Source organism: Chromobacterium paludis, from assembly GCF_008275125.1.
Classification (GTDB): domain Bacteria; phylum Pseudomonadota; class Gammaproteobacteria; order Burkholderiales; family Chromobacteriaceae; genus Chromobacterium; species Chromobacterium paludis.
The window spans coordinates 2170007-2191361 of record NZ_CP043473.1; the positions used below are offsets into that span (position 1 = coordinate 2170007).

The 21355-nt window shown below is 65.2% G+C and carries 20 protein-coding genes and 1 riboswitch; of the genes, 6 read left to right on the top strand and 14 right to left on the bottom strand.

Annotation, left to right across the window (positions count from 1 at the left end; translation table 11 throughout):
- From fliI to FYK34_RS10055, 9 genes are all read right to left on the bottom strand, one after another.
- Window positions 1–1395, bottom strand: a complete 1395-nt coding sequence (gene fliI, locus FYK34_RS10015; RefSeq protein ID WP_149296230.1) for a flagellar protein export ATPase FliI — start codon at window positions 1393–1395, stop codon at window positions 1–3.
- Complete coding sequence (locus FYK34_RS10020; RefSeq protein ID WP_149296231.1) at window positions 1376–2242, bottom strand: FliH/SctL family protein; 867 nt, start codon at window positions 2240–2242, stop codon at window positions 1376–1378. Before FYK34_RS10020 ends, fliI begins: the two co-directional genes overlap by 20 nt.
- Window positions 2223–3221 carry a flagellar motor switch protein FliG gene (gene fliG / locus FYK34_RS10025; RefSeq protein ID WP_149296232.1) on the bottom strand — a complete coding sequence of 333 codons (999 nt, stop codon included), beginning with the start codon at window positions 3219–3221 and terminating at the stop codon, window positions 2223–2225. The genes FYK34_RS10020 and fliG overlap by 20 nt, the downstream gene beginning before the upstream one ends.
- Window positions 3214–4899 (bottom strand): flagellar basal-body MS-ring/collar protein FliF, encoded by a 1686-nt coding sequence (gene fliF, locus FYK34_RS10030; RefSeq protein WP_231137238.1) that lies wholly within the window; start codon window positions 4897–4899, stop codon window positions 3214–3216. The genes fliG and fliF overlap by 8 nt, the downstream gene beginning before the upstream one ends.
- A 101-nt stretch (window positions 4900–5000) precedes the next feature.
- Complete coding sequence (fliE, locus tag FYK34_RS10035) at window positions 5001–5324, bottom strand: flagellar hook-basal body complex protein FliE (protein ID WP_149296234.1); 324 nt, start codon at window positions 5322–5324, stop codon at window positions 5001–5003.
- Window positions 5325–5326: 2 nt separating this feature from the next.
- A complete protein-coding gene (locus FYK34_RS10040; protein WP_149296235.1) occupies window positions 5327–6703 on the bottom strand; it encodes a sigma-54-dependent transcriptional regulator in 1377 nt (458 codons plus the stop codon).
- Between the two features lie 18 nt (window positions 6704–6721).
- Window positions 6722–7417 (bottom strand): chemotaxis protein CheB, encoded by a 696-nt coding sequence (locus tag FYK34_RS10045; RefSeq protein WP_149296236.1) that lies wholly within the window; start codon window positions 7415–7417, stop codon window positions 6722–6724.
- Window positions 7418–7528: 111 nt separating this feature from the next.
- Window positions 7529–8014 carry a low molecular weight protein-tyrosine-phosphatase gene (locus FYK34_RS10050; RefSeq protein ID WP_149296237.1) on the bottom strand — a complete coding sequence of 162 codons (486 nt, stop codon included), beginning with the start codon at window positions 8012–8014 and terminating at the stop codon, window positions 7529–7531.
- A gap of 200 nt (window positions 8015–8214) precedes the next feature.
- Window positions 8215–9138: a LysR family transcriptional regulator gene (locus FYK34_RS10055; protein ID WP_149296238.1), complete on the bottom strand. Its 924-nt coding sequence runs from the start codon at window positions 9136–9138 to the stop codon at window positions 8215–8217.
- 98 nt (window positions 9139–9236) lie between these two features.
- On the opposite strand from FYK34_RS10055, the gene FYK34_RS10060 reads away from it, so the two are divergent.
- Window positions 9237–10232 carry a bile acid:sodium symporter family protein gene (locus tag FYK34_RS10060; protein WP_149296239.1) on the top strand — a complete coding sequence of 332 codons (996 nt, stop codon included), beginning with the start codon at window positions 9237–9239 and terminating at the stop codon, window positions 10230–10232.
- A gap of 20 nt (window positions 10233–10252) precedes the next feature.
- On the opposite strand, the gene uvrB is transcribed toward FYK34_RS10060, so the two are convergent.
- The gene (gene uvrB / locus FYK34_RS10065) at window positions 10253–12265 is read right to left on the bottom strand and encodes an excinuclease ABC subunit UvrB (RefSeq protein ID WP_149296240.1); all 2013 of its coding nucleotides are present in this window, start codon (window positions 12263–12265) and stop codon (window positions 10253–10255) included.
- A 302-nt stretch (window positions 12266–12567) separates the two neighbouring features.
- On the opposite strand from uvrB, the gene FYK34_RS10070 reads away from it, so the two are divergent.
- From FYK34_RS10070 to FYK34_RS10085, 4 genes are all read left to right on the top strand, one after another.
- Window positions 12568–13437, top strand: coding sequence for a serine hydrolase (locus FYK34_RS10070; RefSeq protein ID WP_149296241.1), 870 nt, complete (start codon window positions 12568–12570; stop codon window positions 13435–13437).
- A gap of 93 nt (window positions 13438–13530) precedes the next feature.
- The gene (locus tag FYK34_RS10075) at window positions 13531–14028 is read left to right on the top strand and encodes a GNAT family N-acetyltransferase (RefSeq protein WP_149296242.1); all 498 of its coding nucleotides are present in this window, start codon (window positions 13531–13533) and stop codon (window positions 14026–14028) included.
- Window positions 14029–14169: 141 nt separating this feature from the next.
- On the top strand, window positions 14170–14715 hold the full coding sequence (locus FYK34_RS10080) for a kinase inhibitor (RefSeq protein WP_149296243.1): 546 nt from the start codon (window positions 14170–14172) through the stop codon (window positions 14713–14715).
- Between the two features lie 5 nt (window positions 14716–14720).
- Window positions 14721–15521, top strand: a complete 801-nt coding sequence (locus FYK34_RS10085; protein ID WP_149296244.1) for a helix-turn-helix transcriptional regulator — start codon at window positions 14721–14723, stop codon at window positions 15519–15521.
- Here the strand turns inward: FYK34_RS10085 and FYK34_RS10090 are convergent.
- From FYK34_RS10090 to FYK34_RS10105, 4 genes are all read right to left on the bottom strand, one after another.
- Window positions 15518–16468, bottom strand: coding sequence for an ABC transporter ATP-binding protein (locus tag FYK34_RS10090; protein WP_149296245.1), 951 nt, complete (start codon window positions 16466–16468; stop codon window positions 15518–15520). The genes FYK34_RS10085 and FYK34_RS10090 overlap by 4 nt on opposite strands.
- Complete coding sequence (locus FYK34_RS10095; protein WP_407923568.1) at window positions 16443–18008, bottom strand: ABC transporter permease; 1566 nt, start codon at window positions 18006–18008, stop codon at window positions 16443–16445. Before FYK34_RS10095 ends, FYK34_RS10090 begins: the two co-directional genes overlap by 26 nt.
- A complete protein-coding gene (locus tag FYK34_RS10100) occupies window positions 18005–18556 on the bottom strand; it encodes a GNAT family N-acetyltransferase (protein ID WP_168209704.1) in 552 nt (183 codons plus the stop codon). The genes FYK34_RS10095 and FYK34_RS10100 overlap by 4 nt, the downstream gene beginning before the upstream one ends.
- A gap of 63 nt (window positions 18557–18619) precedes the next feature.
- Window positions 18620–19636: a thiamine ABC transporter substrate-binding protein gene (locus FYK34_RS10105; protein WP_168209705.1), complete on the bottom strand. Its 1017-nt coding sequence runs from the start codon at window positions 19634–19636 to the stop codon at window positions 18620–18622.
- Between the two features lie 46 nt (window positions 19637–19682).
- Window positions 19683–19777, bottom strand: a riboswitch (TPP riboswitch).
- A 123-nt stretch (window positions 19778–19900) separates the two neighbouring features.
- Here FYK34_RS10105 and FYK34_RS10110 point away from each other — a divergent pair.
- A complete protein-coding gene (locus FYK34_RS10110) occupies window positions 19901–21346 on the top strand; it encodes a DUF1800 domain-containing protein (RefSeq protein WP_149296248.1) in 1446 nt (481 codons plus the stop codon).
- Window positions 21347–21355 lie beyond the last annotated feature (9 nt).

Consider the following 21355-nt stretch of genomic DNA (forward strand, 5'->3'; position numbering starts at 1 on the left):
TCAGGCCAGCACGCTCGCCAATTGCTGGCAGCAAGAGGCGTAATCATGCGATTCATGCATCGGCTGGGTCAGGAAGCCCACCATGGGCAATTGTCGCCGCAGGGCATCGTCCAGCACTGGATCCGAGCCGGCGACGTAAGCGCCTACGCTGATCAGGTCCCGGTTGCGCCGGTAACGCGAATACAGTTGCTTGAAATGGCGAGCCAGGTCCATCTGCTGCTGCGGCACCACATCCACCATGACGCGGCTGATGGATTGCTCGATGTCGATGGCCGGATAATGCCCGGCCTCGGCCAGGTCTCGCGACAACACGAAGTGGCCGTCCAGGATGGCGCGCGCCGAGTCGGCGATCGGATCCTGCTGATCATCGCCCTCGGACAGCACGGTGTAGAAACCGGTGATGGAGCCGCCGCCCTCCTCGCCGTTGCCCGCTCGCTCAATCAGCTGCGGCAGCCGGGCGAACACCGACGGCGGATAGCCCTTGGTCACCGGCGGCTCGCCGATGGCCAGAGCGATCTCGCGCTGCGCCATCGCGTAACGGGTGACGGAGTCCATCAACAGCAGCACATCCAGGCCTTGGGCGCGAAAATATTCCGCCAGCGCGGTGGCGTACGCCGCGCCATGCAGCCGCATCAAGGGCGGCATGTCGGCCGGCGCGGCCACCACCACCGAACGCGCGCGCCCCGCTTCGCCCAAGATGTTCTCAATGAAGTCTTTGACTTCGCGTCCCCGCTCGCCTATCAGTCCCACCACCACGACATCGGCCTTGGTGAAACGGGCCATCATGCCCAGCAATACCGATTTGCCGACGCCGGAACCGGCGAACAGGCCCAGGCGCTGGCCGCGCCCCACCGTCAGCAGGCCGTTGATGGCGCGCACGCCCACATCCAGCACGTCGTGCACCGGCGTACGGTCCAGGGGATTCATCGGCTGGCTGTAGAGGGGAAACCAGGCTTCGGGGTGGACGGGACCCAGCCCGTCCAGCGGACGCCCCAGCGAATCGAGCACCCGCCCGAGCAGATTCATGCCCACCGGCACTTGGCGGCCGGCAAAGCCCTCCGCGCGCGCCGCGCCGGCATTTTTGCCATACAACGGCGGCGCGTGCGACGACAAGGGCAACACCGGCGTGCCGGGCAGCAGGCCGTGCACATTGGTCAGCGGCATCAGGAAGACCTTATCGCCGGAGAAACCCACCACCTCGGCTTCCACCGCCTGGCCATCGGCCAGCATCACGCGGCAGGCGCTGCCCACCGGCAGCTTGATCCCCACCGCCTCCATCACCATGCCGGTGACGCGCACCAGCCGGCCGCAGGGTTGCCACAGTTCGGCGGCCGCGGCAGCGTCGGCGCAGGCGCCCAGCCAGGCGCGCTGGCGTTCAATCAGGCTGCCGCTCATCTCCCGCCTCCAGTCCCAAGGCTCGATTCATCGCCGCCAGCCGCGTCTCCACGGTCATGTCCAGCCGCACCGATGTGGTATCTATCACGCAGCCGCCGCGGGAAATGGCGGGATCTTCTATCCACTGCCAAACCGTTTCCGGCGTTTCCAGTTGCAGGAACTCGCGCGCGGCGGCCAAATCCGCCGGATTGACGCGCAGACGGGCGCTGCTGAGCGTGGAGGGCAGCTCGGACAAGGCCGCTTGCAGCAGCGGCAACACCGCCTGGGCATCCTGCTGCAATTGCTGCTGCAGGAGCTTCTGCGCCAACTGCCAAGCCAGCTTCAGCACGTCCCGCGCCAGCTCGCTCTCCAACCTGCCTAGCTCCGCGGAAAACTCGCCGGCAAGCTTTTGCAGGGACTGCCAGGCCTCATCCAGTCGCGGTTGCAGCTCGGCGCGCGCCTCGGCCGCGCCCTGCTCCCTGCCCGCCTGCATGCCCTGCTCGAAACCCTCGGCCCGACCTGCCTCCAGGCCAGCCTCATGACCGGCTTGCCAAGCCTCTTGATGAATGGCTTCCAGTTCCGCCGCCGTGGGGTAGCCCAAGCCCGGCCCATCCTCTGCAACCGTCTCCGCATCCTGCTCGGCCAGGGCTTCCGCCTCGGCCAGCGGCATGGGAGCGGCGGACTCCGCCTCGGCCGCGGCGATTTTCTCCGCCAGGCTGGGACCGCCGGGTTTGCGCATCTGCGCCATGGCAACCAGCTGAGCCGGCGACAAGGCCTGGGCGAAGCCGTCTAGCGACGCCGGGCTCCAGCTGCTCCAGCCTTCCAGCTCCTCGCCCGGAATGATGGGATTACTCGACGAGGCCTTCATCGCCACCCTTGCTGCCTAGCACGATCTGGCCGTCGTCGGCGAGTTTGCGCACGATCTTGAGGATTTCCTTCTGCTCGGCCTCCACCTCGGACAGCTTGACCGGGCCTTTGGATTCGAGGTCGTCGCGCAGCATTTCCGCCGCGCGCTGCGACATATTGCGGAAGATTTTTTCTTTCAGATCGTTGCTGGTGCCCTTCAAGGCGATCACCAACGAATCGGACTGCACTTCGCGCAGAATGGTCTGGATGGAGCGATCGTCGATGTCGAGCAGGTTCTCGAACACGAACATCTTGTCCTGAATGCGCTGCGCCAGCTCTGGGTCGTATTCGCGGATGAAGCCCAGCGCCGAGGTCTCGACATTGCTGCCCATGAAGTTGAGGATTTCCGCGGTGAGTCCCACGCCGCCGGACGCGCTCTTTTTGATGCGGTCCGAACCGGACAACAGTTGCGTCAGCACGTCGTTCAATTCGCGCAGCGCCTGCGGCTGCACGCCTTCCAGCGTGGCGGTGCGGATCAGCACCTCGTTGCGCATGCGCTCCGGAAAATAGGCCAGGATGGAGCTGGACAGGTCCGGTTCCAGATGCACCAGGATGGTGGCGATGATCTGCGGGTGCTCGTGGCGGATCAAGTCGGCCGCTGACGAAGGGTCCATCCACTTCAAGCTCTCGATGCCGCTGTGGTCGTTGCCCTGCATGATCTTGTCCAGCAGGTTGGCCGCCTTGTCCGGACCCAGCGCCTCCACCAGCACATTGCGCAGGTACTCGTCGGAAGCGCCAATGCTGGCGCGCGCCTGGCATTCCTGGCGGAACTGGTCCACCACCTGGTCTATCTGCTCGTAGCTGAGGTTGTTGATCGCCGCCATCGCCAGCGAGATCTTCTGCACCTCTTTCGGCCCCAGATACTTGAACACCTCGACCGCTTCGGCCTGCCCCAGACTGAACAGCAGGATGGCGCTCTTGCGTATGCCGTTATCACTCATCGGAGCTGATCCATTCCTTAATGATCTGGGCCGCCATGCGCGGATCGGACTTCACGATCTCGCGCACCGCTTCCAGATTGCTAGCATATTGGCGACGCTGCGCTTCGCGCGGATCTTCGTGCCCAGACCTGCCCGCCGCGGCCGCCATCGCCTCGCCCTCTTCGCCATCCTCGCCCGCCACGCTCAGCAGGCGGCCGCCCTTGACGGCCAGTCCGCCCTCGGGCTCGCCCGGCGGCGGCGCCGGCCGCACCAGATCGCGCATGATGGGTCTCACCACGCCGAACAAGAGGTACAGCACGGCTATCGTCAGCAAGCCGTACTTGATCAGGCTGGTACCGTTGTCGGTGACGTAATCGACCACGCGTTCCTGAACGGTGACCGGCTGGGCATTGTCGGCAAAGGCGGCATTGACCACGTTCAGCGTATCGCCGCGCGAGGCGTTGTAGCCCATGGCCTCCTTGACCAGATTATTGATCTGCTGCACTTCTTGCGCCGTCAAGGGCGTGGGCTTCATTTCGCCGTTTTTGTCCGGCATGCGGCGATAATTGACCACCACCGCCGCCGACAGCCGCTTGACCACCCCAGTCGGCACCTTGGTGTGCTGTATGGTCTTGTCCACCTCGTAATTGGTGGTGATGTCGCGCTGCAACGCGCCGCTGGCGCCCAGCGTCTGCCCGGACAAGGTGGCGGTACCCGGCGCCGCGCCCGGCGGCAGCGTGATCGGCGCCGAAGCGGCCGACGGCGGCTGATTGGACAACGCGCCCGGCACGCCGGTGGGGTTGGCCGAGCCATTGACCAGCTTCTCGCTGATCTGCTGGCTGCGAGTGGCGGATGGATTGGGGCTGGAATTGGGGCGATAGGTTTCCGAAGTCTGCTCGATTTCGGAAAAGTCGACATTGGCGGTGACTTGCGCGCGCGCGTTGCCCTTGCCGAAAATGGGCTCCAGGATGTCTTCGATGCGCTTGACGTAGCCATCCTCCACCTGGCGCACGAAGCCCAGTTGGCGCTGATCCAGGCCGGAGTTGTCATCCGGTCCCGACTGCTTGGACAGCAGATTGCCATCCTGATCCACGATGGTGACGTTCTTGATGGGCAGATTCGGCACCGAGCTGGACACCAGGTGCAGAATCCCCGCCACCTGGCCGCCGTCCAGGATGCGCCCCGGATACAACTGCAGCATCACCGAGGCCGTGGGCGCCTGCTGCTCGCGCACGAACACGCTCTGCTTGGGGGAGGCGATGTGCACGCGCGCGCTCTGCACCGAAGAAATGGCTTCTATGGTGCGCGCCAGTTCGCCTTCGATGGAACGCTGGTAATTCACCTGCTCGGCGAATTGGCTGATGCCGAACTTCTGGTTATCCATCAGCTCGAAGCCGACGCCGCTCGCCTTGGGCAAGCCTTGCGCGGCCAATCTCAGCCGGGCGTCATAGACCTTGTCGGCCGGCACCGAAATCACGCCGCCCTCTCCCAGCTGATAGGGAATATTCATCTGCTGCAGCGCAGCAGTGACCTGGCCGCCATCGCGGTCGGCCAGATTGGAAAACAGGATTTTATAGGAAGGCGTGCGATTGAGAACCACCGCGCCGACCACAACCGCAAAGATGGCCGCCAGCGCAGTTAAAAACAGGATTTTTTTGTTGTTCGGCAACGCCTTGAAACGCTCTCCCGCCTCGTTCAAGCGTGCGCGCCAAACCGGAACTGCGTTTTCTTCTGCCAGATCAGCCATACGGTGGTATTTGGTTTAGGTCCACCGCCGCCCAATCTGTGGATCCGACAGCGCTAGACTTGGGTATTCATGATTTCCTGATAGGCGCTGACCAGCTTGTTGCGCGCCTGAACCATGGTCTGGAACGACAGGCTGGCTTTCTGCAGCGAGATCATGACGTCCTGCAGATTGACATCCTTGTTGTCGCCCAGCTGAAACTGCTTTTGCATTTCCTCCGAAGTCTGCTGCGCCGAGTTGACCTGCTCAATCGTCGATTTGAGCACATCGGAAAAATCGACTTGCGACGTCTGCTGCGCGGCAGGCGACTGCTTGCCGGCAGCCAGCGCGGCGGCACTTCTCAGTTCGCCCAGCAACTGGTCGATATTATTGACTGACATGGCTACTCCGTGCCATTACCCTCCGGAACATCCTGGCCAGCCGCAGCGGCGTCCTCATCACGGTAACGCTGCAATTTATAACGCAAAGTACGTTCGCTGATGCCCAGTTTTTCCGCGGCAAGCTTCTTGACTCCGCCTACCGCTGCCAGTGTTTCCAGAATATGGCGTTTTTCAAGGGTTTTCATGTCGGTTTCATCCGACACCGAACCGTCCGACTCGGACTCCGTCCGGGTAATCTGCCCCACGCCCGAAATATCGCCCAGCAACAAATCGGCGGCAATAATTTCCGCCCCCGCGGCAAGTATTACCGCCCGCTGCACGACATTATCCAGTTCGCGGATGTTACCCTCCCAACTATAGGCCGTCAAATGACGTTCCGCATCCTTGGAAAACACCAGGGATGACCGTCCAGCGGCCTCTCCATGTTTTTTAAGCAGGAATCGTGCCAAGGGCAAAATGTCGTCTGGGCGCTCTGCCAGCGCCGGGATGCGCAGGGGGAAAACATTGAGGCGGAAATACAGATCCTCTCGAAAACGCCCCGCCTCCACTTCGGCCTGCAAGTCGCGGTTCGAGGTCGCCAGCACGCGGATGTCCAGCTTGATGGTGCGCGTGCCGCCGATGCGTTCCACCTCGCGCTCCTGCAGCACGCGCAGCAGCTTGGCCTGCAGCGACAGCGGCATCTCGGTGACCTCGTCCAGCAGGATGGTGCCGCCTTGCGCCTGCTCGAACTTGCCCGGCAAGGCCTGAGCCGCGCCGGTGAAAGCGCCGCGCTCATGACCAAACAAGGTGGATTCCAGCAGGTTGTCCGGAATCGCCGCGCAATTGACCGCCACAAACGGCCCGCCCTGGCGCTTGGAGTGGCGATGAATATAGCGCGCCAGCACTTCCTTGCCGGTGCCGCTTGGGCCGCTGATCATCACGCTGGCGTCGCTCTGCGCCACGCGGCCGGCCAGCGCGAACAGCTGGCGCATGGCGGCGGATTCCGCCACCACTTCGCCGCCGTCGTCCCCCGGCATCGCCAGCAAATGCTTTTCCACCTCGGCCAGCAGGCTCTGCGGCTCGAATGGCTTCAGCAGATAGTGGCTGGCGCCGGCGCGCAGCAGCTCGATGGCCCGCTCGATCACGCCATACGCGGTCATCAGGATGAAGGGCACGCCGGGATAATGCTTTTTCACCTCGTCGAACAAGGCGTAGCCGTCCATCGGCGCCATCTGCGCGTCGGAAATGATCAGGCCAACCGGCTCCTGCCTCAGCCTCTGCAGGGCCTGGCCGCCATCCGCCGCCTCCAGCGTGGGATAGCCGGACAGTGTCAAGGTGTCGATGATGGCTTCGCGCAGATCGGCGTCGTCCTCCACCACCAGAATCGGTAAATACTTCATGGAATCCAATGCTTTTACTTATAGGGTTGCCTGGCGCTGGTGAGCCAGCACGGTCAGTCTTTGGGCGATGCTGGCCAGCGGCAGCACCTCATGGGCGGCGCCGATGGCGATCGCTTCCTTGGGCATGCCGAACACCACGCAGCTGGCCTCATCCTGGGCGATGTTCCAGGCCCCGGCCTGCTTCAGCTCCAGCATACCGTTGGCGCCGTCTCTTCCCATGCCGGTCAGGATGATGCCTATGGCGTTCTTGCCCGCCAGATTGGCGGCGGAGCGGAACAACACATCGACCGAGGGCCGATGACGATTGACTGCGGGGCCATTGTTCAAGCAGGTGCTATAGCCTATGGTCTGCGCGCTCTTGATCAGCAGATGGGAGTGGCCCGGCGCGATATAAACCGTGCCCGTCTGCAGCCGTTCGCTATCCTCGGCCTCTTTCACGCGCAAGCGGCACAAGGAGTCCAGCCGCTGGGCAAATGACTGGGTGAACATCTCAGGCATGTGCTGCGCCACCAGTATCGGCGGCATATTGGCCGGCAAGGCGGTCAGCAGGGTGCGCAACGCCTCGGTGCCGCCAGTGGAGGAGCCGATGACGATGACCATCTGGCTTGCCAGCGGCGTCTTGCCCGGCTGGCGCGGCAGGATCACGTCCGCGCTGTGGCTGGGAACGATTTCCAGCGGCGTCTTGTTCGCTCGTTCGCGCGAAGTCAGGGCCATGTTTTTCCTTGCTGCATGGTCCACCCGCGTCCGGCATGCGGCACGCGGGCTTGGGGTGTCGATTCCGTCAGCTTAGCAGCAGTTGCCTGCCGCAGTCAGCTTGCCTTCCTGTCAGCCTCGCGTCTTGGCCAAGCGGCCCAGCCAACCGTCGCAGGCCGCCTCCAGCAAGTCCAGCACGTCCTCGAAGCCGCGGCTGCCGCCGTAATACGGGTCCGGCACCTCGCGCCCCTCGCCCAACGGCTCCAGCATCAGGTGCAGTCTGTCCTCCCAATGCAGGGGGCAGCGGAGGCGCAGATCCGCCAGATTGCGGCTATCCGCCGCCAGGATCAGATCGAAGGCCTCGAAGTCGCTATCGACTACCTGCCGGGCGCGCTGAGCGGACAGATCATAGCCGCGCCTCGCCGCCGCCTGCGCGCTGCGCGCGTCTGGCGCCTCGCCAACGTGGTAGCCGTGAGTGCCGGCGGAGTCCACCGCGACGCATGCCTGCCAGCCTGCTTGCTCGAGCTTGGCCCGCATCACCCCCTCCGCGGTTGGGGAGCGGCAGATATTGCCGTGGCAGACGAATAAAATGGAGAAGATTTTTTGCTGGTTTTGCATGCGCTAGACAAGCCTTATGTTTTCAATAGCAAGCTTATTTTGCTTGCATCCGCTGCTGGGGCAGGATATTACGTCAAAAAATCCGATGCAGCCGCGTTGATTCGCCAAATATTCTGGAATGAATGGGCCGCTCAAGCACGCAAACGCTGCCGCCATCCTGACATGCCCAGGCGGACTCGATGCCGCGCCAGTCGCCACGCCTAAGCAGGCCCGCACACCGCCCGCGCCAGCCGCTGCAGGTCCTCGCGCATGTCCAACACCAAGCGCCACAGGCTTTCCGCCGCGGGAGACAAAGTGCGGTTGCGGCGGCGGATCAGTACGATGCGGCGGCTGGCGCGCGGCCGCAGCGGCAAGGCGCGCAAACCGCTGCCTTCCGGAAATGGCAGGGCCAGGCCGGGGGAGACGCTGACGCCGATGCCGGCCGCCACCATGCGGAACACGGAGTGGGAATGGCCCAGTTGCTGCGCCACCGGGCAATTCAGACCATGCCGGCGCAACAGCTCGTCTATCAGCGGCCGGCTGCCGGAACTGCCATCCAACAGGGTGAGCGCCTCGCCGTCCAGCTGCCCCCATTCGACTTCATCTTGCGCGGCCAGCCGGTGATCGGCGCGGCACACCAGCCAGAAATCGTCGCCGAGCACGGTTTCCTGCTCCAGATCGTCGCAATCGGCAGACTCCACCACCAGGCCGAAGTCCGCCGCGCCGCCGCGCACCGCCTCCACATTGAGCCGCTGCACCTGGTCTTGCAGATGCAGGCTTAGCTGGGGAAAGCGCTCGCGGCTGGCGGCGATGATGGCCGGCATCAGGCTGGCGGACAGCGTGGGGCTGCTGGCCACATGCACCGCGCCCATGGCCTGCCCGCCCTCCTTGCGCGCCGTCTCCAGCACCTCGTCCAGCGCGTCCAGGGCGCGCGCCAGCTTGGGCAGTAGCCGCGCGCCCAGCTCGGTCAGCGCCACCTCGCGCGTAGTGCGGTCCAGCAGCCGCAGTCCCAAGGCCTCCTCCAGCTCCCTCACCGCGCGGCTGACGGCGGGCTGGGTCAGACCCAGTTCGTCCCCGGCGCGGCTGAAGCCGCCCTGCTCGGCGACGCGCCGGAACACGCGCAGCTGGCGCAAACTCACGTTCATATCAATAACTCATAAATTGATCATATAAATGAATTTGTATTCTGAATTGCGCCGCGTTTCAATAGCGATATCACGCATAGTCCTTGATGGATGTCGCCATGCCGAAGCTGCTGGATTCCTTTACTCTCGCGCTGATCTGCACTGTCTCCCTGGCCAGCCTGCTGCCCTGCTCGGGCGAGGCCGCGCAAATTTTCAACATCGTCACCAATCTGGCGATCGGCCTGCTGTTCTTCCTGCATGGCGCCAAGCTGTCACGCGAGGCAGTGATCGCCGGCATGGGCCACTGGCGGCTGCACCTGACCGTGCTGGCCTGCACCTTCGCGCTGTTTCCCGTCCTTGGCCTGCTGCTGAAACCGGCGCTAAGCCCCCTGGTGACGCCTGAGCTGTATCTGGGCGTGCTGTATCTGTGCATGCTGCCGTCCACCGTGCAGTCATCCATCGCCTTCACCTCGATGGCGCAGGGCAATGTGCCGGCCGCCATCTGCAGCGCCACCGCTTCCAATCTGCTGGGGATTTTCATCACGCCGCTGCTGACGGGCTGGCTGGTGATCCGCCACAACGGCGCGGCCCAGGGCATGGGATCGGCGCTGGACATCGTCTACCAGCTGCTGCTGCCCTTCATCGCCGGGCAGATCGCGCGGCGCGGGATAGGACATTGGGTGGACAAGCGAAAGGCGTTGCTGAAATACGTGGACCAGGGTTCCATTTTGATGGTGGTGTACACCGCCTTCAGCGCGGCGGTGATCAGCGGGCTGTGGCGGCAGACGCCGCCGGCCGCGCTGGCCGGGCTGCTGCTGGTCAACGCCGTCCTGCTGGGCCTGTTGCTGGGGCTGACCACCCTGGCGGGACGCAAGCTGGGCTTCAGCCGAAAGGATAGAATCACCATTTTGTTCTGCGGCTCCAAGAAGAGCCTGGCCAGCGGCGTGCCCATGGCCAAGGTGCTGTTCGCCGGTCACGCCATCGGCGCCATCGTGCTGCCGCTGATGCTGTTCCATCAAATCCAGCTGATGGTGTGCGCGGTGCTGGCGCAGCGTTTTCGCCAGCAGGCGCAGCGCGCCGGGCAAGAAAAATCCCCGCTGGCTGCGCGGGGATAGCGAGTGAGGCGGGGCCGGCTTTATAGCTCGCTGAGCCAGGCCTTTTCCTTCAGTTGCTTCAGCTCGTCGCGGATGCGCGCGGCCTTTTCGAATTCCAGATTGCGCGCCGCCTCCATCATCTCCTTCTCCAGGCGCTTGATCTCCTTGGCCAGCGTCTTCTCGTCCATCATCGCCACCGCGGCCTCGTCCACCAGCTTCTTGCGTTCGGCCTCCACGCTGTAGACGCCGTCGATGATGTCCTTGATCTTCTTCTCCACGCCCTTGGGCACAATGCCGTGCTCCGCGTTGAACGCCATCTGTTTGGCGCGGCGGCGCTCGGTCTCGTCCATCGCCTTCTTCATGGAGTCGGTGATGCGGTCAGCGTAGAGCAGCGCACGGCCGTTCAGGTTCCGCGCCGCGCGGCCTATGGTCTGGATCAGGCTGCGCTCGCTGCGCAGGAAACCCTCTTTATCAGCATCCAGGATCGCCACCAGGCTCACCTCGGGAATGTCCAGGCCTTCGCGCAGCAGGTTGATGCCGATCAGCACGTCGAACATGCCGAGGCGCAGGTCGCGGATGATTTCCACCCGCTCCACGGTATCGATGTCGCTGTGCAGATAGCGCACCTTGATGCCGTGCTCGGTGTAGTAATCGGCCAATTGCTCGGCCATGCGCTTGGTCAGCGTGGTGACCAGCACCCGCTCGCCGCGTTCCATGCGGTCGCGGATTTCGGACAGCAAGTCGTCCACCTGCGTCGCCACCGGACGGATCTCGATCTGCGGGTCCACCAGGCCGGTCGGCCGCACCACCTGCTCCACCACCTGGCCGGCATGCTCCTTCTCGTACACCGCCGGCGTGGCGGAGACGAACACAGTCTGCGGCATCAGCTTTTCAAATTCATGGAATTTCAGCGGCCGGTTGTCGGCGGCGGACGGCAGGCGGAAACCGTACTCCACCAGATTGGCCTTGCGCGCCGCGTCGCCCTTGTACATCGCGCCCACCTGCGGCACGGTGACGTGGCTCTCGTCGATGAACATCAGCGCGTTCTTGGGCAGATAGTCGATCAGCGTCGGCGGCGGATCGCCGGGGCCGCGGCCGGAAAAGTGGCGCGAATAGTTTTCGATGCCCTTGCAGAAGCCCATCTCGTACAGCATTTCCAGGTCGAAGCGGGTGCGCTGCTCGATGCGCTGCGCCTCCACCAGCTTGCCCTCTTTCTGATACCACTCTACGCGGCTGCGCAGCTCGTCCTTGATCTGCTCGCAAGCGCGCAGCACGGTGTCGCGCGGCGTCACGTAGTGGCTGGACGGGAATACGGTGAAGCGGCCGACGCGCTGCTTGGTCGTGCCGGTCAAGGGATCGAACAGGGTCAGCGTTTCCACTTCGTCGTCGAACAGGCTGACGCGCAGCGCGGTGTCGCTGCTTTCCGCCGGGTAGATGTCGATCACGTCGCCGCGCACGCGGAAAGTGCCGCGGCCGAAGTCCATGTCGTTGCGGCTGTACTGCATGGTGGTGAGGCGGCTGATGATATCGCGCTGCGGCGTGGTTTCGCCTTCCTTCAGATGCAGAATCATCTGGTGGTAGTCGGACGGGTCGCCGATGCCATAGATCGCCGACACCGTCGCCACGATGATGCAGTCGGGACGTTCCAATATCGACTTGGTGGCCGACAGGCGCATCTGCTCGATGTGCTCGTTGATGCTGGAGTCTTTCTCGATGAACAAGTCGCGGCTGGGAACGTAGGCTTCCGGCTGGTAATAGTCGTAGTAAGAGACGAAATACTCCACCGCGTTGTGCGGGAAGAATTCGCGCATCTCGCTGTAGAGCTGGGCCGCCAGCGTCTTGTTGTGCGCCATGATGATGGCCGGCCGCCCGGTCTGGGCGATGACGTTGGCCATGGTGTAGGTCTTGCCGGAACCGGTCACGCCCAGCAGCGTCTGGTAGGACAGGCCATCGGACAAGCCCTCCACCAGTTGCGCGATGGCGGCGGGCTGGTCGCCGGCCGGCGGGAACGGCTGGTTCAGTTGGAACGGGCTATCGGGAAAAGTCAGCAGCATGGCGGGAGCGGACAGAGTGGCGAAACCGATGATTTTACGCCGGTCCGCGCCTAATCACATCCTTCTTTACCTGCTTGGATCCTTGCAGCGCGGCGACAACGGCCATCGCCGGCGCCAACATATGACGTGTACGAATTATTCTTTCGCGAAGTCTTCACAGCCCCGCAACATTGTTTAAAATGCAAGCAGGACATGGGCAGGCTTTTTCATGAAATGATGCAGGATTATTGCCTTATTGCCGAAAATGCCTGCCAGATGACTTCCTGCCCGCATTCAAAACAAGCGCACACACGGAGTGACGCATGATCAAGAAAATCGCAAGTCTGCTGATATCGGCGGCCCTGTCCGTTCCGGTAATGGCGGCTCCGCCCCAGGGCGTGATGGTGGCCAGCGAAATGTCCGGCTACGGCGCCCCGCGGCTGAATTCCCGTTCGGTGCTGGTCATCAACGGCAACACCGGCGAAACGCTGTACGAGAAGAACACCCATCAGCGCATGCCCATCGCCTCCATCAGCAAGCTGATGACAGCCATGGTGCTGCTGGACTCCGGCGCGCCGCTGGACGAACGAGTCACGGTGTCCGACGCCGAAATAGACCGCGTCAAGCACACCACCTCGCGCCTAGCCGTCGGCACCACGCTGAGCCGCAAGGAAATGCTGCTGCTGGCGCTGATGTCGTCGGAAAACCGCGCCGCCGCCACCTTGGCGCGCACCACCTTTCCCGGCGGCACCGCCGCCTTTGTCGAGAAAATGAACCGCAAAGCGCGCAGCCTGGGCATGACGGAAACCGTATTCCACGACCCTACCGGCCTGGACGTGCGCAACACCTCCACCGCGGCCGATCTGGCCAAAATGGTGCAGGCCGCCGACGATTACCCGCTGATCCGCGAGTTCACCACCACCGAGCAGCACCAGATCGTCTCCGTGCGCAAGCGCGTGCTGCAGTACCGCAACAGCAACGCCCTGGTGCGCGAAGGCGACTGGGACATCGCGGTGCAGAAGACCGGCTACATCCAGGAGGCCGGCCGCTGCATGGTGTTGCAGGCCGTGGTCGGCTCCCAGCCCTTGATCATCGTGCTGCTGGACGCCGGCGCCAGCTCGGCCCGCGTGCATGACGCCAAGAACATCAAGACCTGGCTGGAATCCCACCCTGGCAGCTGGCTGGCCGGCTGATCGCCCCGCATCGCCATGCAGGCCGCGCATCCCAATGGGATGGGCGGCTTTTTTCATGCCATACTATTTGACTCATTCGCCCAGGAGTCCGCCTTGACCATAAGCATCATCCCCGCCCGGCCGCAAGACGCCGCCGAAATCCACCGTTTCATCACCGAGCTGGCCATTTACGAGCGCGCCGAGCATGAAATGGTGGCCAGCGTCGCCGACATCGAAAGCTCGCTATTCGGCCCGCAGGCCAAGGCCCAGGCGCTGATGTGCCATGTCGATGGCCAGCTGGCCGGCTTCGCCGTCTATTTCTTCAGCTACTCCACCTGGCTGGGCAAAAACGGCCTCTATCTGGAAGACTTGTACGTCACGCCGGAAATGCGCGGCGCCGGCGCAGGCAAGGCGCTGCTGAAGCACCTGGCGCAACTGGCGCTGGAACAGGACTGCGGCCGCTTTGAATGGAGCGTGCTGGACTGGAACCAGCCGGCCATAGACTTCTATCAGTCCCTGGGCGCCAAGCCGCAGGCCGAATGGGTGCGCTACCGCCTGGCCGGCGACGATCTGCGCCAGTTCGCCCTGGGAAAAGAAACCGCAAGCGCCTGAGCTCAGGCCGGCAGCGTGGCAACCATGGCCGCAATCGCTCGCTGAAGAGCGCTTCGGCGCCGCAGGCGAGCGTTTCGGCGCAGCGGGCCGCCGCGGCGCCGCCTATCATCCTTCATGTCATGCCCCCACAGGAGAACCGATATGCGCACCGCCTTGTTGATCGCCAGCCTGCTGGCCCTGCCGCTGGCCGCCCACGCCGAAGGTTTCAAACTGAGCAGCCAGAGCATCGCCGACGGCAAGCCGTTGAGCCTGCGCCAAGTCTACAAAGGCTTTGGCTGCGAAGGCGGCAATGTCTCGCCGCAGCTGTCCTGGAGCGGCGCGCCGGCCGGCGCCAAGAGCTTCGCCATCACCGTTTACGACCCGGACGCGCCGACCGGCAGCGGCTGGTGGCACTGGACGGTAGTCAATCTGCCGGCCAGCGTCCACTCACTGCCGGAAGGCGCCGGCAACGCCGGCGGCCAGCTGCCGGCAGGCGCGGTGCAGGGCCGCACCGACTTCGGCGCATCCGGCTTCGGCGGCGCCTGCCCGCCGGTGGGCGACAAGCCGCACCGCTACCAATTCACCGTCTGGGCGCTGAAGACGGACAAGCTGCCGCTGGACGCCAACGCCAGCGGCGCCTTGGTAGGCTATATGCTTAACGCCAACGTCTTGGGCAAGGCCAGCCTCACCGCCACCTACGGCCGCTGAGCCGCATGATGGACCTCGCCCTGCGCGAATGCCGCATCGAAGCCGGCGAAATCCGCGCCCGCCTGCCCCAGCGCATCCGGCGGGTGCCGGTCTTCCTGCCGGCGCTATGCCGCGTGCGCCATGGCGTCAAGCGCATGTGGCTGGGCGAGCGGGCCATGTCGGCCGGGCCGGCCCAGTTGGTGCTGCTGCCGGCCGGCAGCGAGCTGGACATCGCCAATCTGCCCGACGCGCGCGGCTATCTGGCCGATCTCGTCGTCCTGCCGCCGGAACTGGTGGACCATTTCCGCCAGCGGCACGGACCGCTGCTGCTGCGCCAGAACGACGACGGCCAGCTCTGCCCTTCCATGGACGACACCGTCAGCCATGCCTGGCAATTGCTGATGAACAGCCTGCGCGGCGACGCGCCGCCGGAGATGCGGCAGCACCATGCGGAGGGCGTATTGCTGGCCCTGGCGCTGGCCGGCCAGGCCGGCCCCATGCTGCAGGAGCCGGCGGATCAACTGGCGCAGCGCGTCCGGCAATTGCTGATGCTGGACCCGGCCGCGCCATGGAGCGTGGAGGCGGCGGCGCGGCGGCTCAAGCTGGGCGCCTCCACCCTGCGCCGCCATCTGGCCGAGGAAGGCAGCGGCTTTCAACGGCTGCTCGAAGAGGTGCGCATGGGGCAGGCCCTGCAAAGCCTGCAAAGCAGCGCGCGCCCCATTTCCGATATCGCCGCAGCCAGCGGCTACGCCTCGCCGTCTCGTTTCGCCGCGCGCTTCCGGCAACGCTACGGCCTGACGCCCAGCGAGCTGCGGCGGACGCTTTAAGCCTGCAGCGGCAACAAGCGCGCCGGGTCCAGCCCCACGCCTATCTCGCCGCCGACAAACAGCGACGCCTGCCAGCGCGCGGCCTCGCGCGCGGACAGGCTCAACACGAGTTCGCCGGCCTGAGCCGCCACCTTGAGCCGCGCGCCATCCGGCAGCCAGGTCAGCTCCAGGATGTGCGCCGGCGGCTGATCGTCGCCCAGCAGCAGCGCCTGCGGCGGCGCCACTGCATGCGCCAGCACGTTTTCATAGCCGATGAAGCGCGCCAGCCAGGCATCGGCCGGCGCGGCCAGCAGCCGCTGCGGCGCGTCGCATTGCAGCAGCCGGCCGTCCTTCAGCACCGCCACCCGGTCGGCCAACGCGAAGGCCTCCTCGCGGTCATGGGTGACGAGGATGACAGGCGCGCCGGCCTCGCGCAGCAGGCCGCGGAAGTCGCGCTGCAGTTGCCGGCGCAAGTCCGCGTCCAGGCTGGAAAACGGCTCGTCCAGCAAGAGCAGCCGCGGCTGCGTCGCCAGCGCGCGCGCCAGCGCCACGCGCTGCTGCTCGCCGCCGGACAGCGTCCACACCTTGCGCCCGGCATGCTCGGCCAAGCCCACCCGCGCCAGCATGGCCCGCGCCTGCGCCTCGGCGTCGCGCTTGGGCAGGCCTTGTTCGATCAGGCCGAACATGGCGTTGCCCAGCACGTCCAAATGCGGAAACAAGGCGAAGTCCTGGAACATCAGCGCGAAGCCGCGCCGCTCCGGCGGCAGCTTCGCCAGATCCGCGCCGTCGAAGCGCAGCTCGCCGCCATCCGGCCGCTCCAGCCCGGCTATCATCTTCAGCAAGGTGCTCTTGCCGCAGCCGGACGGCCCCAGCAGGGCCATGGTTTCGCCGGCGGCGACGCTCAGGGAGACGTCGTCCGCCACCACGCGCGCGCCGAAGCGCTTATTCAGGTTTCGCAGCGTCAGCACGGCGGTCCTCCCATGAGCCGGCGCCTCCGGCGGTTTCTATGATCCAGAACGCGACGCAGGCCAGCAGCATCAGCAGGCAAGACAACTGCATCGCCGCGTCGGCGTTGGCCGCGCCGGGCTTGCCCAGCTTCTGGTAGATCAGCGTGGTCAGCGTCAGCCATTCCGGGCGAGACAGGAACAAGGTGACGGCGAACTCGCCCACCGCCGTGGCGGCGGCGAAGGCCAGTCCGCGGCGCAAGGCCGGCTGCAGCAGCGGCCACTGCACGCGGCGGAACACCCGCCACGGCCCGGCCCCCAGGCTGCGCGCGGAGGCGTTCCAGTGTGGCGGCTGGCCGTCCAGCGCCGTCAGCAGCGCCTTGGCGACGAAGGGGTAAGCCAGCAAGGCGTAAGCGCCCAGCAACAAGGCCAGCGCGGCGCTCCATTGCGGATACAGCAGCAAGAGGCCGAAAGCCACGCACACTGGCGAGGCGACGAAAGGCAGGAAAATCAGCGCGCGCATGGCCAGGCTGCGGCCGCAGGCAAAAGCGTGGGCCAGGCCCAGCGCGCCGGCCGCCAGCACGGTCAGCCCGGTGAAGCGCGCGCTGTTCCACAAGGCCAGCCGGACGTCGTCATCCCACAAGGCGGACCAGCCGGACGCGGCGGCCAGGCCGCGCCACAGCACCGCCAGCAAAGGCAGGCCGGCGAACAGCAGCAGCGCGGCCAGCGCGGCGGCCAAAGCCAGCTTTTCCTTCAAGCTGGCAGCCGGCCGCAAAGGCAAGGGCTCGACCTTGGCCGCGGTCGCCAGCCGCCGCGCCAGCCAGGCGTACAGCGCGGCCATGCCGCCGCACACTGTCAGCACCACGAGCGCCAGCGCGCCGGCGTCGGCCAGGTTCAGCTCGTAAGCCACCAGGGTGTAGATTTCCACCTCCAGCGTGGTATAGCGCTGGCCGCCCAAGATCAGCGCCAGGCCGAAGCCGGAGAAGCAATACAGAAACACCAGGCACAGGCTGGACAAGAGCCAGGGCAGCGCCGCCGGCCATTCCACGCGCCAGAAGGTCCGCCATGGCGTGGCGCCCAGCGTGCGCGCGGCGGCCAGCCGGCTGGCCGGCGTCTGGGCGAAGCCATCGCAGCCGGCGCGCACCACCAGCGGCAGATTGAAGAACAGATTGCCGTACAGCAGCAGCCACGGCGTGTCCTGCAGATTGACGCCAAACAGTCCCTGCGGGCCGAACAAGGCCAGCACGCCCATCGCCGCCACCAGGGTGGGCATGACGAAGGGCAGCATCAGCAGGCGCAACAACAGGAAGCGGCCGGGGAAATGGTAGCGCGCCAGCAGCCAGGCCAGCGGCGCGCCCAGCAGCAGGCACAGCAAGGCGCTGGCCGCGGCCTGGCCCAGCGACCACAACAAGCGCCAGCGCAGATAGGCATCGCTCAACAAGCCGGGGCTGAACTGCAGGCCGCCCTCGGCCAGCAAGCGAGCCAAGGGCAAGACGGCCAACAGGAATAGAAACAGCAGGGGCAAGCCGGCGAGCGCCGGCCTGGATGAAACAAACTGCTTCAAACACATGCTCCAGACAACGGCCAGTCAGCCGTCAATACATCCTCGCAACCGTCTTCATCGCGTATCTGCCCTACCTTGGCGAAGCCCAGCTGCGCGGCCAGCGCCTGCGACGGCGCATTGTCCGGCGCGATGGACAACACCAGCCGCGACACGCCGCCCCGCTCCGCCGCCCAGCCGGCCATGGCCAGCAGCGCCTCGCGCGCGTAGCCCTGGCGGCGGTAGGCCGGGTAGACCGCATAGCCCAGCTCCACGTCGCCGTAGCCGTTCAGATACGGATGGCCCGGCACGGTGTGGAAGTTGATATGGCCCACCATGGCCAGATCGTCGCGGCGCAGCAGCGCGCGCACCGACCACGGCGCGTAGGCCGGGTCTTCCGCCATGTCCGCCAGCCGCATCGCCATCAACTCCTTCTCCCGCAGCCAGTCGTCGGCGGGACGGCAGCCCAGGCTCAGCGCGGCGGCGTCCACGTCGCCGCGCAGGCAGGCCTGCAGGCACGCCGGCTCCAGATGGCGCAAGATCAGGCGGGGACCCATCACATCTTCAATCATCGCGCGGCTTCCCATCGACAATGCCGGCATCATGACAGAAAACGCTTGAAAACGTCATGCCTGTCACTGGCCGGACTTCAGCACCACCCGCGTCCAGCGGCTGACCCAGCCGCGCTGCTTGGCTGCCAGCGTGGCGTTGTCCGGCGTGTCGTGGGCGGCCGGTTGCTCGGCGTACTTGTACACCGGGTTCAGCTCGATCTTATCCATGGCCGGGTACATCCACATCTGGGTCGGGATGTCCTTCTGCACCGCGTCCGAACGCAGGAAAGCGATGAATTGCTGGGCCAGCTTGGGCTCCTTGCCGCCCTTGACCAGGGCCGCGCCCTCCACTTGGCGGAACACCGCGCCCGGCAGCGGCAGGTTGCCGGTCGGCGCGTCGGCCAGTTTTTCCTTGCTGTAGAACACCTCGGCCGCCGGGCTGGTGGCGTAGCTCACCACGATGGGCCGGCCGCCGCCGTTCTTGGAGAAGTCCGTGTAATAGGCTTCGGTCCAACCCTTGCTCACCTTCAGGCCGTTGTCGCGCAGTTTGCCCCACAAGGCGAAAGCCTTTTCCTCGCCCAGGGCATGGATGGTGGAGGCCAGGAAGGCCAGGCCCGGGCTGGAAGTGGCCGGGTTCTCCACCACCAGCAGGTTCTTGTAGGCCGGCAGGGTCAAATCATTCAGCGTCTTGGGCAGCGGCAGCTTGTTCTTGGCGAACCAGGCTTTGTCGTAGTTCAGCGTCACATAGCCATAGTCGATGGCCGCCATGCCCGGCAGGCTGACCTTGCCGCCCTTGGCCAACTCCGCCGGCAGCGGCGCCAGCGCGCCGGCCTGCTCGGCCTTGCCTATCAGGCTATTGTCTATGCCGAACACCACGTCGGCGATGGGATTGGATTTGGTCAGTATCAGCTTGTTGACCATCTCGCCGGCGTCGCCGGCCTTGATGATGGACACCTTGGCGCCGGTCTGCTTCTCGAAAGCGGCCAGCAGCGGCTTGTCGATGGCGAAGGAGCTGTGCGCGAGCACGCGCAGTTCGGCGGCATGGACGGACAGGCTGGACAGGCCCAGGGCGACGACGACTAATTTGGGGAACAACTTCATGAATCTCTCCGTGCAAAAAACGACGGAGCAAGCGGGCATGCAGGACGGTTCCCGCGCATCACGCTCCCTCCGCTGGCATGATCCAGATCAGGTTCTCAGGGTGTCTCTCAGCCCGCATGGCGGGCACCCCCGGTGACAGGCGCACAGTATAGCGGAGATTGCGGCAAACAACTTAACACTCTGGTCAAGCCGCTTAATACCGGCGTGAAAAGCCGTCGCTATGCTGCATACGCTCGCTGAGAAATCCACCCGAAATGGGGCAATATGATTCAGAAACTGCTGCTGACCGGCACCCTGCTCGCCCTGCCCTTCGCCGCCCTGGCCGACATCGGCGTCGATGGCGCGCGCCATCTGCTATTGCGCACCGGCTTCGGCGCCAATCCGGCGCAAATCGCCGCCTTCGCGCCGCTCAGCCGCGAAGCGGCCGTGGACAAGATCCTGGCCGGCGTGCGCGCCCAGGCGGTCACGCCGCCGCCGGGCTGGACCAATGAACCGTTTGAGCGTCCCAGCCAGCCCGGCCTGAGCGAAGAGCAGAAAAAAGCGCTGCAGCAGGAGCGCAACCAGCACGCGGTGGCGTTGCGCAGCTGGTGGCTGACCGAGATGCGCGACACCCCTTCGCCGCTGACCGAGAAAATGACCTTGTTCTGGCACAACCATTTCGTGTCCTCGCTGGAGAAGGTGCGTTCGCCGCAGATGATGTACCGGCAGAACCTGCTGCTGCGCCGCTACGCGCTGGGCGACTTCGGCCAGCTTTTGCACGCGGTGGCGCGCGACCCGGCGATGATGCGCTACCTGGACACCGTCAATAATCGCCAGGACCAGCCCAACGAGAACTTCGCGCGCGAGGTGATGGAGCTGTTCACCTTGGGCGAGGGCCATTACAGCGAGCAGGACATCCGCGAGGCGGCGCGCGCCTTCACCGGCTGGGGGCTGGATCGCGCGCAAGAATTCATTTATCGACCGCGGCTGCGCGACGACGGCGACAAAGTCATCTTCGGCCAACGCGGCGATTTCGACGGCGACGACGTGGTCGACCTGCTGCTGCAACAACCCTCAACCGCCGTGTTCGTCACCAACAAGCTGTGGCGCAACTTCGTATCGCCCACGCCGGACGCCGCCACGGTCAACAAGCTGGCGGCGGACTTCCGTCGCAGCCATTACCAGATCAAGCCCTTGATGCGCGCGCTGCTGCTGACGCCGCAGTTCTGGCGCAGCCAGGGCCTGCTGGTGAAGTCGCCCGTGGAGCTGACCGTGGGCACGCTGGTGACTTTCGACCTCAGGCCGCCGGACTGGCGCGTGATCGCCGGACTGAACCGCCAATTGGGGCAGGACGTGTTCGCGCCGCCCAATGTCAAGGGCTGGCCCGGCGGCGAAGCCTGGATCAACAGCGCCACCCTGCTCACGCGCAAACAGTTTCTGGACCGCATCGCCCGCGACGCCGCGCCGGCGCGCGACGCTTTCGTCCAGGCCGACGGCGGCATGAACGAGATGGCTGCCCGCGAGGCGCGCATCAACCGCTTCATCAACCGCGGCTTGAACTCGATGAAGCTGCAGCCGGACGAGTGGGCCGCCATGTATGGCGTAAGAAATCCCGACGATGCCGCCCGCCTGCTGCTGGCGGTGCCGCCGACCAACCCGCTGCCGCCCGGCGAAAGCGGGGCCAAAGCCATCGCCCAGCTGTTGCTGGACCCGGCGTACCAAGTGGAATAAGGAGCCCGC